13 protein-coding genes are annotated in these 13,593 nt (G+C 68.4%); 4 read left to right on the top strand and 9 right to left on the bottom strand.

Annotated elements, in window-relative coordinates:
• From nagZ to CQ039_RS05415, 3 genes are all read right to left on the bottom strand, one after another.
• The gene (nagZ, locus tag CQ039_RS05425; protein WP_105562974.1) at positions 1–1,050 is read right to left on the bottom strand and encodes a beta-N-acetylhexosaminidase; all 1,050 of its coding nucleotides are present in this window, start codon (positions 1,048–1,050) and stop codon (positions 1–3) included.
• A gap of 19 nt (positions 1,051–1,069) precedes the next feature.
• Positions 1,070–1,864, bottom strand: a complete 795-nt coding sequence (locus CQ039_RS05420; RefSeq protein WP_105562975.1) for an SPOR domain-containing protein — start codon at positions 1,862–1,864, stop codon at positions 1,070–1,072.
• Positions 1,865–1,942: 78 nt separating this feature from the next.
• A complete protein-coding gene (locus CQ039_RS05415; RefSeq protein WP_105563001.1) occupies positions 1,943–3,130 on the bottom strand; it encodes a deoxyguanosinetriphosphate triphosphohydrolase in 1,188 nt (395 codons plus the stop codon).
• 103 nt (positions 3,131–3,233) lie between these two features.
• Between CQ039_RS05415 and CQ039_RS05410 the strand changes: the two genes are divergently transcribed.
• From CQ039_RS05410 to CQ039_RS05400, 3 genes are all read left to right on the top strand, one after another.
• Positions 3,234–3,587, top strand: a complete 354-nt coding sequence (locus tag CQ039_RS05410; protein ID WP_233190175.1) for an iron-sulfur cluster assembly accessory protein — start codon at positions 3,234–3,236, stop codon at positions 3,585–3,587.
• Between the two features lie 43 nt (positions 3,588–3,630).
• A complete protein-coding gene (locus tag CQ039_RS05405) occupies positions 3,631–4,020 on the top strand; it encodes a DUF2756 domain-containing protein (RefSeq protein WP_105562977.1) in 390 nt (129 codons plus the stop codon).
• 81 nt (positions 4,021–4,101) lie between these two features.
• Complete coding sequence (locus CQ039_RS05400) at positions 4,102–4,953, top strand: neutral zinc metallopeptidase (protein ID WP_105562978.1); 852 nt, start codon at positions 4,102–4,104, stop codon at positions 4,951–4,953.
• On the opposite strand, the gene CQ039_RS05395 is transcribed toward CQ039_RS05400, so the two are convergent.
• Together CQ039_RS05395 and CQ039_RS05390 are read right to left on the bottom strand one after the other, a co-directional pair.
• Positions 4,940–6,250 carry a DUF418 domain-containing protein gene (locus CQ039_RS05395; protein ID WP_105562979.1) on the bottom strand — a complete coding sequence of 437 codons (1,311 nt, stop codon included), beginning with the start codon at positions 6,248–6,250 and terminating at the stop codon, positions 4,940–4,942. The two genes, CQ039_RS05400 and CQ039_RS05395, sit on opposite strands and share 14 nt — an antisense overlap.
• A 64-nt stretch (positions 6,251–6,314) precedes the next feature.
• On the bottom strand, positions 6,315–7,259 hold the full coding sequence (locus CQ039_RS05390; RefSeq protein ID WP_105562980.1) for a retropepsin-like aspartic protease: 945 nt from the start codon (positions 7,257–7,259) through the stop codon (positions 6,315–6,317).
• Positions 7,260–7,413: 154 nt separating this feature from the next.
• On the opposite strand from CQ039_RS05390, the gene thrC reads away from it, so the two are divergent.
• Positions 7,414–8,802 (top strand): threonine synthase, encoded by a 1,389-nt coding sequence (gene thrC / locus CQ039_RS05385; protein WP_105562981.1) that lies wholly within the window; start codon positions 7,414–7,416, stop codon positions 8,800–8,802.
• Positions 8,803–8,805: 3 nt separating this feature from the next.
• On the opposite strand, the gene CQ039_RS05380 is transcribed toward thrC, so the two are convergent.
• From CQ039_RS05380 to CQ039_RS05365, 4 genes are all read right to left on the bottom strand, one after another.
• Complete coding sequence (locus CQ039_RS05380; RefSeq protein WP_199183619.1) at positions 8,806–9,750, bottom strand: DUF5996 family protein; 945 nt, start codon at positions 9,748–9,750, stop codon at positions 8,806–8,808.
• A gap of 133 nt (positions 9,751–9,883) precedes the next feature.
• Positions 9,884–10,717, bottom strand: a complete 834-nt coding sequence (locus tag CQ039_RS05375) for a hypothetical protein (protein ID WP_105562982.1) — start codon at positions 10,715–10,717, stop codon at positions 9,884–9,886.
• Between the two features lie 137 nt (positions 10,718–10,854).
• The gene (locus CQ039_RS05370; RefSeq protein WP_105562983.1) at positions 10,855–11,817 is read right to left on the bottom strand and encodes a homoserine kinase; all 963 of its coding nucleotides are present in this window, start codon (positions 11,815–11,817) and stop codon (positions 10,855–10,857) included.
• Positions 11,818–11,819: 2 nt separating this feature from the next.
• Positions 11,820–13,550 carry a Gfo/Idh/MocA family oxidoreductase gene (locus CQ039_RS05365; protein WP_105562984.1) on the bottom strand — a complete coding sequence of 577 codons (1,731 nt, stop codon included), beginning with the start codon at positions 13,548–13,550 and terminating at the stop codon, positions 11,820–11,822.
• Positions 13,551–13,593 lie beyond the last annotated feature (43 nt).

The raw sequence follows: 13,593 nt of genomic DNA, 5'->3' as shown, positions 1-13,593 counted from the left end.
TTAGGCCTGAGCCTCGCCCACGTCGGGCCCCTTGGCCGCCTCGAAGCGTCCGCTCAGGGCCGCCTCCAGCCGGGCGCGGGCCTCGGCTACGTCCAGCGGTTCGACAGCATGGACGATGCGGGCCAGCGAAGCCTCGGCACGGCGCTTGGCCTCGCCCTTCAGCTTACCCGTCCCCTGGGCCACCTGACGCATTTCGTCGAGGTCGCCGTTGCAATGCAGGATGACGTCGCAGCCTGCCTTCAGCGACTGCTCGGCGCGCTCGGTCAGGGTCCCCGACAGAGCCTTCATCGACAGGTCGTCCGACATGATCAGGCCCGAGAACCCCAGATGCTCGCGCATCAGGCGGATGCCCTTCTTCGACGTCGTGGCCGGGCGTTTGGCGTCGACGGCAGTGAAGACGACGTGGGCCGTCATGGCCATCGGCATATCCGACAAAGCCTTGAACGGGGCGAAGTCCCAGGCGTCCAGCGTCTCAAGGTCCGTTTCGACCACCGGCAGGTCGTGGTGGCTGTCCGAGAAGGCGCGGCCATGGCCGGGGATGTGCTTGATGATCGGCAGGACGCCGCCGGCCAGCAGGCCTTCCGCAGCCGCCCGGCCCAGTTGGGTCACGGTCGCCGGGTCCTGGGCATAGGCGCGGTCGCCGATGATGTCGTGGGCGCCCGGCACCGGCACGTCCAGCACCGGCACGCAGTCCACCGTGATGCCCAGCTCGCGCAGGTCGTGGGCGATCAGACGCGCGCCCAGACGCACCAGTTCGCGCGCCGCCATCGGATCGTTGACGGCCTTCAGATAGGCCGAGCCCGGCGGATACTTGGGCCAGTGCGGCGGGCCGAGACGCTGCACCCGACCGCCTTCCTGATCGATCAGGACGGGGGCGTCGGCGCGGCCCACGCTGTCGCGCAGTTCCTCGACCAGGGCCTTGACCTGAGCGGGGCTATCCACGTTGCGGCGGAAGAGGATGAAGCCCCAGGGCTTCGTCTCGGCGAAGAAGGCGCGCTCCTCCGCCGTCAGCTTATGGCCGGAACAGCCGTAGATGGCGTCGGAGGTCATGCGTCTCTTCCCGCTCGTCTTAGCGGACGATGCAGTCGCGGCCGGCGGCCTTCAACGCGTTGCAGAAGGCGACGGCGCGCTCGCGGCTCATGCCGGTGAAGGTGGTGCGATAAACGGTCGAGCCGTTGGCGGCGGTGACTTCCTGCACGCGCTTCTCGGCGCCTGAAGCGTATTGGCCGAAGCGGGCGGCGACGGCGGCGTATTCGCGGTCGGCGATGGCCGTCGACGAGAAGGCGCCGATCTGCACGCCCGACGAACCACCGGCGGCGGGGGCCGGCGTCGCCGGGGCCTTGACGGCGGGCGCCGGGGTCACGGGTGCAGACTTGGCCGGGGCGACCGGCGCAGGCGCGACAACAGCCGGGGCTGCGGGCGGCAGGGCGGTGGCGGCGACCGGCGGGGCGACGGGCGCCGGCGCCGGGCGCGGCTCGACGGCTTCGGGGCCGGGGGTGAAGGTGGGGACGGCGTCGGTCGCCTCGCCGCCGTCGCGATAGACGCGCACGCCCGCTTCCGGGTCGATCGGCTGGGCGTCCAGCGGCGCCTCGACCTTCATGCTTTCGACCGGAGTGCCCACGGCGGGCGGAGCATCGGTCGAGGAACGCACGCCCGAGCGATAGAAGATCACCACGGCCACGATCAGCAGCAGCAGGACAATGGCGCTGATGATCAGGGTGATCGGCGGCGACTTGGCGGCCGGCGCACGACGCGGATCATAGCTGCGACGCTCGAACGGCAGGTCGTCGTCGGTGGGCGGCGTATAGGCCCCCCGCTCGCGGCCGGCGTTGGGGTTGCCTCGGTGATCGTCGTCGTAGGACATGGGTCGCGCTTTCTGGATCGGCCCCGCGCGAATCGGCGCCGGGAGTATCAGTCTAGCCCGCCCGTGGCCGCTTTCGAATCACAGATCAAGCGCCAGGTCGAGACTGAACAGCTTGCCGTGCACCTCGATGGCGTAACGATCGGTCATGCCAGCGATATAGTCGCACACCGCCCGCGCCCGTTTGACCGGATCCTCCGACATCGCCGGGGCCGACCATTCGGGCGGCATGACCTCGGGCTCGGCCATGAACAGGTGGAACAACTGCGACAGGACGCGGCGCGCCTGGCTACGGGTGCGGTTGACGCGGTAGTGGCGATACATCCGCTCGAACAGGAAGCGGCGCAGCACGCCCAACTCGGCCATCATCTGGGGCGAGAACTGCACCATCATCTGCGGAGCCAGCCGCACGTCCTCGACCGTGACGATGCGGTGCTGGGCCAGCCGACGCTCGGTCTCGGCCAGAACGTCGTCGACCATGATGCCGATCATGCGGCGCACGGCCTCCAGCCGCACCATGCGGTCGTCCAGCGCGGGCCAGTCGCGGCGCACCTCGGCCAGGCAGGGCCCGATCAGCGGCACCTCGGCCAGGTCGGCCAGGGTGAACAGGCCCGCCTGCACCCCGTCGTCCACGTCGTGATTATTGTAGGCGATGTCGTCGGCGATGGCCGCGCACTGGGCCTCCAGCGAGGCGAAGGTGTCCAGCCGCAGATCCCAGTTCGCCGCCCCGCCAGGCGCATAGGCCGCCACCGTCTTCCACGCCGGGTCGTCCAGGTGATGCATCACCGGCCCGTTGTGTTTGATGACGCCCTCGACCGTCTCCCAACTCAGGTTCAGGCCGAGGAATTTCGGATAGCGGACTTCCAGTTCGGTGATGACGCGGAAGCTCTGGACGTTGTGATCAAAGCCGCCGTAGTCGGCCATCTGGGCCTGCAGCTCATCCTCGCCCGCGTGGGCGAAGGGCGGATGCCCCAGGTCATGCGCCAGGGCGATGGTCTCGGCCAGATCGTCGTCCAGCCGCAGGGCATGGGCCAGCGACCGGGCGATCTGGGCCACTTCCAGACTGTGGGTCAGGCGGGTGCGGTAATGGTCACCCTCGTGCGCCACAAAGACCTGAGTCTTCTCTTTCAGGCGGCGAAACGCCGTGGCGTGAATGATGCGGTCGCGGTCGCGGGCGAAGGGGGTGCGGGTGCGGCTGGCGGGCTCGAAAACGTGGCGGCCGCGGCTGGCGGCAGGGTCTTCGGCGAAGGACGCGCGGGTCTGGCTCAAGGCGGACAGCACTTCTATTGCGACACAGGCCTTTGCGAACGCCTGTCAGCTCCTCATATAGAGAGCCGTGAGCACCGTCCAATCCACAGAATCAGTCCGCGACCTGTCGCTTTCGGTTTCCCCCCGCGCCCCGGAAGGCATCCTTCTGGCCGAGAGCGCGGCGAAACGTCTGGCCAAACTGGCCGAGGTCGAGGGCAAGCCGGTCATGCTGCGCGTCGCTGTCGATGGCGGCGGCTGCTCGGGCTTCCAGTACCGGCTGGAACTGGTCGGCGCGCCCGAGGCCGATGACCTGGTCGTCCGCCGCGACGGTCAGGCGGCGGTGATCGACCCCGTCTCCATTCCCTTCCTCAAGGGATCAGAGATCGCCTTCGTCGACGAACTGGCCGGTGCGCAGTTCGTGGTGCGCAACCCCAACGCCTCGTCCAGCTGTGGCTGCGGCGTCAGCTTCGCCATCTAGAGCCACGCTTGGCGCAAGGCCGGCGGGCGCCCATGTTTCGCTCATGCGCCGCCTGATCCTGATGACCCTGCTGCTGGCCGCGCCTCTGGCCGCGAACGCCCAGACCTGGCCCGGCTGGCCGGGTCCGCCGCCGCCCGGCTACGACCCCGGCTCGGCTATCGCCGACCAGCACCGGATCGAGATGGACCGCCTGCGCCATCAGGCCGCCCAGCGCGAAGCCCTGGCTCAGCAGCAGCGGTTGCAGACCCAACTGACGATCCAGCGGCTTGAGGCCTCGCGCCAGCCGACCCCGCCCCTGCCCCCGCAAACCGCCTATGCCCCGCGCACGCTGGAACAGGAGCGTCAGGCGCGCGAGGCTCAGGATGCGCGACGCGATCAGATGGTGCGTGGCGTCACCGAGATCGACGCCTGGCTGGACCGCCGTCCGAACTGACCGCCCGTTACAATTGCATCCCTTCCCTGCCGCCTGCGTTTTCGCCTAGCTTGGGCGAGAATTCAGGGCGGAGACGACATCATGCGTTGGCAGGGCGGACGGCGCGGCGGCGGCATCGAGGACCGGCGCGGCATGGGCGGCGGCGCTGTGGCGGGCGGCGGCATCGGCGTTCTCGTGCTGGCGGCCATCGGCTACTTCGTCTTCGGCATCGACCCCAACACCACCCAGCAGGTCGCCAGCCAGTTCGGCGGGGCCAGCCAGGGTCAGCAGACCGGCGAGGTCGGCTCCCCCGACGATCAGGCGGGTCAGTTCGTCGAGATCGTTCGCACCAATATCAACGACGTCTGGGCGACCAAGCTGAGGGGCTACAAATCCCCCAACGTGGTTCTTTACGAACAAGGCACTCAGACCGGCTGCGGCATGGGCCAGGCGGCCATGGGACCCTTCTACTGCCCCGCCGACCAGACTGTTTATCTGGACCTGTCCTTCTGGCGCGAGATGGAGACCAAGCTCGGGGCCTCGGGCGCGGACTTCGCCAAGGCCTATGTCATCGCCCATGAGTTCGGCCACCACGTCCAGACCCTGACCGGCGCCAGCGAGCAGGTGCAGCGCGCCCAGCAGGCGGCGCGCTCACAGGCCGAGGGCAATAAATACTCCGTCGCGTTGGAGCTTCAGGCCGATTGCTACGCCGGCGTCTGGGCGCGCAACGCCGCCGCCGTCTCCGGCGGTCAGGTGGCCCTGGAGCCCGGCGATCTGGAAGAAGGCATGAAGACCGCCCAGGCCATCGGCGACGACACCCTGCAACGTCGCGGCGGCGGACGCGTCTCGCCCGAAAGCTTCACCCACGGCTCCTCGGCCCAGCGAGTGGAATGGCTGCAGCGCGGCTATCAGACTGGCGATCCGGCCTCGTGCGACACCTTCAGGGGGCTGTGACCGGCGTGGCGCGGCGGATCGACGGAACCTGGCCATAGGCGATCAGCCGCAACGCCCACTCCATCGGGCCGAAAGCGAAGACGCGCAGCCACAATAGGCTGACGATCGCCAGCACCACCCAGATGACGACCGCAATGCCCCACAGGGTCCACCAGTCGAACCGCCCCCACAGGTGCAGGCCGTAGAAGAGCAGCGACGTGATGGCCGACTGGGCCAAATAGTTGCTTAGCGCCATCCGCCCCATGGCCTTCAGCCCGGTGCCGATAAAGCCAAGGGCGTTCAGCTTCCACAGGGTGAGGATCAGGCCCACATGGCCCAGGGTCATGCCCAGGCGCCCCAACTCATAGCTGCCGCGCGTCAGCCACAGCTCCGGCGAGAAGTCATTGCGCCACAGGGACGCCGCCTGGGCGCCGTTAATGGTCAGCCCCACCGCATAGCCTGCCGCCAACAGCAGCAGATAGAAGCGCAGCGACCGCGCTCCGCTCAGCACCCCCAGCTTGAACAGGGCCATGCCCAGCAGCATGAAGGCCACGCATTCCATGACCAGGATGATGGTGTAGCTGGACGCTGCGTAGTCGATCCAAGTGTGGACGCTCCACTTCAGCAAGCCCAGTGGCCCCCCAGTGCGAAGCTGAGCCTGCTCGAGGCGGGCTTCCGGCGACGGCTGGCGTGCGGCGACCGCCGCCTGATAGGCGTCCAGCGACTCACGCTGCTTCGGGTTCAGGCGGTCAACGGAAAGATGGCTCTCGGCCACCGCTCGCCCCTCGCGAGCCTCCATCGCCCGCTTGTAGGCGCTGGCTCCTTGAATGCCCGTCAGCAAGGCGATCAGCAGCACAGACACCAGGATCAGGGTGCGTGGCCGCGCCGCCCGAAAAGCGAACAGGAAGAAGCCGGACAGGCCATAGACGTAGAGAATGTCGCCCGGAAACAGCAGGATCGTGACATTGCCGATCCCCAACACCAACAGGGTCATGCAGCGCCGGAAATAGACGTCCGCCGCCTCGATCGTGCCCTTGCCGCCGTCGCCGCGCAGGGTGATCAGCAGCATCCCCGCGCCGAACAGCAGGGTGAACAGCCCCCGCATCGAGCCCTGCAGAAAGACGTGCTGCACCAGCCAGGCCATCCAGTCGGGGTTGCCCAGACTGGGCGCCGTCTGCGGCACATAGGCTTCCCAGATGCCGCCCATGGAGATGATGTTGACAAGCAGGATGCCGCACAGGGCAAAACCCCGCAGCAGGTCCAGGCTATCCATGCGCTGGGGCGGCGTGACGCGCCCGCCTGTGGAGACATCGAACATGATTCGAGCCGTTAACGCCCTTCTTCCCTCGCGGCAAAGGCGTCAATTGTAAAACATGCGCACCCTAGCCGATGGTCAGATCCATCATGGGCGCGACATGCAGCCGTCCTCGCCCCAGGTCCAGCACCACCTCGCGGTCCTCGAACGCCGCCACGCCCAGCAGGGCGTCGGGATAGTTGGGCAGGGGCGAATCCGCGAAAACCGGCGTCGCCACCCCGCGCCACAGGTCGTCGCCAAAGGTCACGGTCTTCGCCTCGATCACCCGCGCCCGCGCCACGCCGCCCAGAACGATGCTGGACCCGGCGGTCTCGGCCCGCCCGTCCAGCAGGCCCGCCGCCGCCGCCGCACCTTGGCTGAGCGCGATCAGGGATGAAAAGCCGGTGTCGACCACGGCCCGCATCACCGCTCCCTCGACCGTGACCTCGGCGGTCAGGGCCGTGCCGCTGCGCTTGACCGGCACGGGCCGCAAGGCCGGTGAAACCACATGGTCCGCCGGATCGACCAGGCGCGCGCGACGGCGTTTCATGTCCAGGTCCAGCACCGCCTCGCCCAGAAGGTCCTGTCCCAGCACCAGAGGCGCGCCCAGACCCGCTGCCTGGGCCAGAGGCCCCAGGTCGAGGATGGCCGCGCGCAGGCCGCCGACCGCCAGCGATCCGACGGTCAGGTCCAGCGTGACCCCGCGTCCGACCTGAGGCTGGCCGCCGACGCCGTAAGCCACCATCGGCATATCAAAGAAGGTCGTCAGGCCCAGGGTCTCGACCAGGGCCCGGTCGATCACCGAATACTGGGCCCCGCTGTCGATCAGGGCCGTGACTTCGCGCCCGGAGATCCGCACCCGCACGGTCGGCGTGGCGGCGCCATCCACAACAAAAGGCAGCCAGCCGCTGGTCCCGCCCTCGGGAAAACGCAGGGTCGGCCGGCGCCAGACCACATGATCCTTCAACCACAGGCCGCCGCCGACTGCGGCTGCGGCTGCGGCCGCGCGGATCAGAAAGGAACGGCGTCTCATCGCCCCTGACATGGACCGGACCGCGACGATGCGCCAGCCCTGCGGTCGTCGCACGCCCCTTCTCGCCATCTTCTTGCGCCAGATCGCGGAAATCCCTTCGCAGGCGCAAAATAATCATGACGAAGCGCCGAACGACGGCTAGAAACGACCCGTCATGAGCACCTCCCCCGACCGCTATCTTTCGACGCGCGGCGACGCCGCCCCGACCAGTTTCGCCGACGCCCTGCTGCGCGGCATCGCGCCCGACGGCGGCCTCTACATGCCCCAGGCCTGGCCGACCCTGCCCGCCGACGCAGCGCGTCCGGGCCGGACCTATGCCGAGATGGCCAGGGAGGCGATTTCCCCCTTCATCGGCGACGCCCTGCCTGCCGGCGCGCTCGACCGCTCACTGAATCGCCTGACGCGCGGTTTCGACCATCCGGCGGTGACGCCTCTGGTCGAGCTGGAGCCGGGCCTGTTCGTGCTGGAGCTGTTCCACGGCCCGACCGCGGCCTTCAAGGATCTGGCGATGCAACTGGTCGCGGCCCTGTCGGACGAGGCCCTGGCCTCGACGGGCCAGAAGCTGACCTTGCTGACCGCCACCAGCGGCGACACCGGCGCCGCCGCCGTGCGCGCCTTCGCAGGCGCCGAGCGCATCAACCTGATCGTGCTGCACCCGCTGGACCGCGTCTCGCCGGTGCAGCGCAGGCAGATGACAACGGTGCAGGCCGACAACGTCCTGAACCTGGCCGTGCGCGGCGACTTCGACGACTGCCAGCGTCTGGTAAAGGGCCTGCTGGCCGAGGAATCCCTGCGTGACGGCCGTCGCCTGTCGTCGGTCAACTCGATCAACTGGGGCCGGCTGGCGGGACAGATCCCCTACTATATCTCGGCCACGGCCCAGCTGGGTCAGGCGGCGACCTTCGTCGTCCCGACCGGCAATTTCGGCGACGCCTTCGCCGGCATCGCCGCGAAGAAGATGGGCCTGCCGGTCAGGGGCTTCGTCGCCGCCGTCAACCAGAACGACGCCCTGGCCCGCGCCATCAACGAGGGCGTCTATGCCCGCCGCCCCGCCGTCGAGAGCGGCAGCGTGTCGATGGACGTGCAGGCGCCGTCCAACTTCGAACGTCTGGTCTATGAGGCGTCCGGCCGTGACGCCGAGGCTGTCCGCGCCGTGTTCGAAACCTTCACCCGCGACGGGTCCGTCACCCTGTCGCCGGACCTGCTGGCCGCGCTGAAAGCGGAAGTCTCCGCCGTCTCCATCGACGAGGCCACGACCAAGGCCGAGATCGCCCACGCCCACGCCGCCTGGGGCCGCGTCGTCTGCCCGCACACCGCCGTGGCCCTGGCCGCCGCGCGTCAGCTGGACCGCGCGGACGGCCCCGTCGTCGCCCTGTCGACCGCTCACCCGTCCAAGTTCGGTGCCTTTGTCTCCGACGTTCTGGGCTTCGAGCCGGTACCCGCCCCCGTCATCCGCGCCTTGGGCGACCAGCCCGAACGCCTGACCATCATCGACAACACCGCCGAGGCCGCCCTGGCGGCGGTGAAGGGTTTCGCCAACTAGGCCCTACCCCACCCAGCGCGGGTGACGCGGCGTCCCGCGCGGACATTCCAGCGCCTCCCGGTCCCAGGCTGCCAGATCGGCGGCGGCCTGATAGGTGGTCTCCAGAAAGGCGCACAGGGCGGCGTCGGGCTGATCCTCGGCCCGCACCGCCGCATAGGGCAGGATGAACTCGCCTAACCCTGCGTCCCAGTGCGCCGCCACCGGCGAGACGGAGGCCGCCTCGAACCCCTTCGGCGCGGGATAGGCATAGGCGTAGAAGGCCGGCTCGCGCCCCGGATCGCCGGGCCAGAAGCCGGCGCTGGACACCTCGTGCGAATAGGCCTCGCGCGTCACCGCGTCGGGCAGGTTCGGCACCCCGCCCGGATGCAGGGGTGCCCGCCGGCCCGAGAAGCGCGTCACTGCCAGATCAAACGCGCCCCAGAACAGCTGAACCGGGCTGCACTTGCCCAGAAACCCGGTACGGAACAGGCCGAACACCCGGTTCACCTGCACCAGCGCCCGCCAGTAGTCACGCGCGACCTCGGCGTCATAGGTGCGGAACCGCTCATCCAGGGGAAAGGGCGTCGCTTCGGCCATTTCGTCGGGCGTCAGGTCGATGTGACAGGCCACGCCCAGCGCGGTCAGGGCGTCCTGCACCTCGGCGTAGAAGTCGGCCACCGTCCCGGACTTCAGCACGATCCGCCGTTCGCCTCCGTCACTGACGCGGATGACCAGGGCGCCGGCGATGAAGTCGAACTCCATCGAAAACCCGACCGCGCCATGCGGGATCAGGCCCGTCGTCAGGCCCCGCGCCGAGACCCGCAGCGTGACGTGCCAGCCGTGGTTCAGCCAGGGCGTCTGCGACAGCCGCACCTTGCCGACGATCTGCGCCCACAGTTGCAACGTCTCCATCGTCGGCCACAGCCGCGCCGCCGTCAGTTCCGGCCATGCCTGCCCGCGCGCCGCCATCCTCAGCCTCCTCGCCTGCCCCTGCCTCAAAGGCACGCGCAGCGAGATCGTTGCATGGAGGTCGGTCGGTGCCGAAAGCGGACCTACTCCTCGTTATCTGTGGGTAGTATACATCGCTGCGAGCTAGGTGACCTTAAGTCTCCCTCGCTTCTTGATCCATTGGAGGAAGATTGGGGATGCCTTTGGCAGCGAAATGCTCGCCAAGCGATACCATGATCGTGTCGATTAGGATTGCGTAGAACAGGCATAGCTCGTGCAGTTGCACGGGTGTCAGCCGAAGCTGCTGTCCGATCTCGAACGTGAGCTCCCGATCCACCATTTGCACGACGAGCTGCGCTTCCTGTTCGGGGTCGGGCGCCTGGATCGGATACTCTCCGATGATTACGAACTGCTCGCCCTGCACTAGCTTGATCTCGGAGGCGAGCCACACAAGCTTGAGTCGTTGTTTATTATCGTTGGCGTGACGCTCCGTAACCATCCCCGCAGCATGAGCTAGACAGTTCCGAGCGTTGGAGATTGACCAGAGACGATCCGGCCGTGCCTCCGGGAGACCAAGACGATCAGCGACTTTCTTGAACTTGTTCCCTGCGTTTGTGTCGCCGCTGATTTCCGAGACCTTTAAGCCCGCTGGGATTACCTTCTCGTGTGCATCCGTCAGATCGAGAAGCCTCCAGACCTCATCCACGAAGAGGCTGAAATGCCGGTCCAATTCTTGAAGGGCGTTTCCGATCAGCCAAGCGTTGAACTCTTGGACCAACTCTCCAGCCATAACCTCAGGCAGCGGCTCCGGCAGGAATTGGTAGCGATTGAACTCCGACATCGTGATGGTCGTGGGCAGAGGCTCGTCAGGCCTTCGGAAAGCGAGGCCAAGGAAGCCCGCTGCGCGGTTCACACCTCGCATCCCGAGGTCCCGGAGCGCGTCCGCGTTGATAGTGATCTTCTGCTGCTGCGGAATAGCGTCGGTCATGGCATAAGGATATCGGCCTGCGATCTACATGTCTCACGTAGCTGCTCGTTTTCGACACCACTCCGAAAAGACAATCGGAACATCGACGGTGGATCGAAAGCGGTGCCTCGCTCCAGTCGCGAGAAGCCGCCTCCCCCTCACACCACCTCCGCCGCCTTCCAGTAGTCCAGCCGGCGGAAGAAGGGCGCCGGGTCTTTCGGCGTGACCAGGTTGGCGGGGTCGTGGAAGAGGCGGTCGTGCAGGCGGGTCAGGGTGAAGCGCACCGCCGCCGCAGCCCCCAGGCCGGGCAGAGCCTCGGCCTCGGCGGGCGTCAGGGGTCGCACGGACTCATATCCCTTCTGAAAGGCGCGCAGGGCCGAGGGCATGGGGCGGCCCTCGGCGTCAAAGCCCCAGGCGCTCAGCGCGATGGCCAGGTCATAGGCCAGGACGTCGGTGCAGCCGAAATAGAAGTCGATCACCCCGCCGACGTCGCACTTTCCATGCTCATTGGTGGCGAACAGGACGTTGTCGGGGAAGTAGTCGGCGTGGATCGGCCCGCGCGGCAGGGCGGGATCGCTCCACGGCTCGGCCAAACGCGGCAACAGGGCCTTGATCTGATCCAGCATCTTGCGGTCGACGCCCTTGGCGGGAGCCTCGCAGCGCGCGGCCAGCGCCGCCCAGGCCTCGGGCCCGACCGGGTTTTTCCGCTCGACCGCATAGTCGGCGGCGTCCAGGTGCAGCAGGGCCAGCACCTGTCCGGCGCGATACTGTTCCTTGTCCGACGGCTGGCGCTTCCAGGCGCCGGGCGCCCAGTTCAGGATGGCGGCGGCGCGGCCGTTCAGATGGCCGATGATCTCGCCTTCATGGTCCGCGACCGGCGAAGGCGTGGGGAAGCCGCGCGCCGACAGATGCCGGGTCAGCCCCAGGCAGAAGGGCAGCGAGGCCGCGTCCGTGCGTCCCTCGAACAGGGTCAGGACATAGGCCCCGGACGTCGTCTCCAGCTTGTAGTTGGTGTTCTCGACCCCCTCGGCGATCGGCGTCAGCGCGACCAGATCGCCCAGGGGGTAACGCATGAGATAGTCAGCGGCCTGATCCGGCGTGACGGGCGTGAAGACAGCCATATCTAGACCAGCTCCGCCGCCGCGCGACGGGCGCGCACCACATCGGCGACGTCGGCCAGCACGCTCTCGGTCGTGGCCCAGCGCCCGGCGCCGCGGCCCTTGCACGTCCAGACGCGACCGTCCTGACCATAGACTTTCAAGGCGTTTCTCTCTCCGTTCAGCGACTGAAACAGCGCGTCTTTCAGATCGCCGTCAAGGCGCACCGAGGCGTCCAGGTGGCCGTCGCGATCGTGACAGGCGCCGATCTGACGCACCGGCTTGTCGCCCAGCGGCGTCTCGGCCGACAGCTCGTCGCGCGGCAGGTCGGCGGGGGCGCGGCCAAAGGCCTCGAAGGACAGCAGCTTGACCTTGGCGGCGGCGTCGTGGCCCTCCAGATCCGAGGACGGGTCTTCCTCGGCAAAGCCCGCCACGCGGGCGTCGGACAGGGCGTCAGCAAAGGCCGCGCCCTCGCCCAAACGTTGCAGCATGAAGTTGACCGTGCCGTTCAGCACCGCCTCGAACCCAGCGACGGGACCGGCGGCGCGGGCGGCGCGCAGGGTCTCAATCATGGGCGCCCCGCCGCCGACCGAGGCCGACCAGGCGACGCGACAGCCGTTGGCGGCGGCCAGGGCCTGAAGCCCCGCCGGATCGCGGGCCACGGCCTGCTTGTTGGCGCTGACCACGTCGCAGCCGGCCTCCAGCGCGCGGCGGATCAGGGCGTGACCGGCTTCGCCTTCCGACAGAGCTTCCAGCACAAGGTCCGGCTTCTTGGCCAGAAGGGCCTCGACATCATTGGTGAACAGGTCGGCGGGCGCGGCCACGTCGCGCTTCTTGCCCGGATTGCGGACCAGGACGCCCACCACCTCATAGCGCTTGTCCGACAACAGCCGGTTCAGCAGACCGCCGCCGACCACGCCGCAACCGGCCACGCCTACGCGCAGCGGCGCCTCAGGCAGGACCGGACCGGGAGGCGCTCCGCGCTCGCCGACCACCGTGCCCTCGGCGCGGCCGAGCGCCGCCACCTCGATCTCGACCCCGTGCTTCATGCCCAGATCGATGGCGTCGTGCTGGACCAGGGCCCCGCCCAACTGGCGCGCCGTCTCCCAACTGGCCCGGCGATAGCGCAGCGGCGTGCCCGTCTCGCAGGCCGGATCGCGGTCGTAGAGGCCGTCCACATCCTTGACCAGACGCACCCGGTCCAGGCCTAGTTCAGCGGCCAGAACCACCGCCGTCAGGTCCGACCCGCCGCGTCCCAACAGGGCCACGCGACCGTTCGAGCGCACGCCGCCAAAGCCGGGGACCACCACCACCTCATGCTCGGCCAGGGCGTCATGCAGGCGCTCGCCCTTCAGGCTGACAGGGCGGGCGTGCTGCGCCGGCCCCTCGACCACAATGCCCAGTTCCCGCACCGACAGACCCACCGCGTCCAGCCCCACCCGGTCGCAGGCGATGGCGACCAGGGCCGCCGCCTTCTCCTCGCCCAGGACCACATAGGCGGGCAGCAGTTCGTTCTCATGGTCCAGGCCCAGCGAGCGGGCGTCGGCCAGCAGCCGGTCCGTGTGTCCCGACAGGGCCGAAACCACCGCCACCACTTTGCGGCCCGCGCGGACGTGGCCGTAGATTTCCGAGGCCACGGCGGGGGCTTCGGCGGCGTTCCGCAGGACCGAAGAGCCGAACTTCAACACCACCACCTCGGCCTCGACGGCTTGGGGTTTCTGTTTGTCAGCGACGAGAGCGAGGGCGGAAGCGGGCATCGGGGTGATCCTGAAGGCGGGGTCTGGGGAGGATGTCGGGGTG

Origin of the sequence: Brevundimonas sp. MYb52 (genome assembly GCF_002979535.1) — a bacterium.
In the GTDB taxonomy this organism is placed as follows: domain Bacteria; phylum Pseudomonadota; class Alphaproteobacteria; order Caulobacterales; family Caulobacteraceae; genus Brevundimonas.
This window is presented reverse-complemented; position numbering and strand designations above follow the sequence as displayed.

Excerpts from the sequence above, each read along its gene's own strand:
- nagZ (WP_105562974.1), bottom strand. The coding sequence starts at position 1,050 with ATGACCTCCGACGCCATCTACGGCTGTTCCGGCCATAAGCTGACGGCG.
- CQ039_RS05420 (WP_105562975.1), bottom strand. The coding sequence starts at position 1,864 with ATGTCCTACGACGACGATCACCGAGGCAACCCCAACGCCGGCCGCGAG.
- CQ039_RS05405 (WP_105562977.1), top strand. The coding sequence starts at position 3,631 with ATGCGCCGCCTGATCCTGATGACCCTGCTGCTGGCCGCGCCTCTGGCC.
- CQ039_RS05400 (WP_105562978.1), top strand. The coding sequence starts at position 4,102 with ATGCGTTGGCAGGGCGGACGGCGCGGCGGCGGCATCGAGGACCGGCGC.
- CQ039_RS05395 (WP_105562979.1), bottom strand. The coding sequence starts at position 6,250 with ATGTTCGATGTCTCCACAGGCGGGCGCGTCACGCCGCCCCAGCGCATG.
- CQ039_RS05390 (WP_105562980.1), bottom strand. The coding sequence starts at position 7,259 with ATGAGACGCCGTTCCTTTCTGATCCGCGCGGCCGCAGCCGCAGCCGCA.
- thrC (WP_105562981.1), top strand. The coding sequence starts at position 7,414 with ATGAGCACCTCCCCCGACCGCTATCTTTCGACGCGCGGCGACGCCGCC.
- CQ039_RS05380 (WP_199183619.1), bottom strand. The coding sequence starts at position 9,750 with ATGGCGGCGCGCGGGCAGGCATGGCCGGAACTGACGGCGGCGCGGCTG.
- CQ039_RS05375 (WP_105562982.1), bottom strand. The coding sequence starts at position 10,717 with ATGACCGACGCTATTCCGCAGCAGCAGAAGATCACTATCAACGCGGAC.
- CQ039_RS05370 (WP_105562983.1), bottom strand. The coding sequence starts at position 11,817 with ATGGCTGTCTTCACGCCCGTCACGCCGGATCAGGCCGCTGACTATCTC.
- CQ039_RS05365 (WP_105562984.1), bottom strand. The coding sequence starts at position 13,550 with ATGCCCGCTTCCGCCCTCGCTCTCGTCGCTGACAAACAGAAACCCCAA.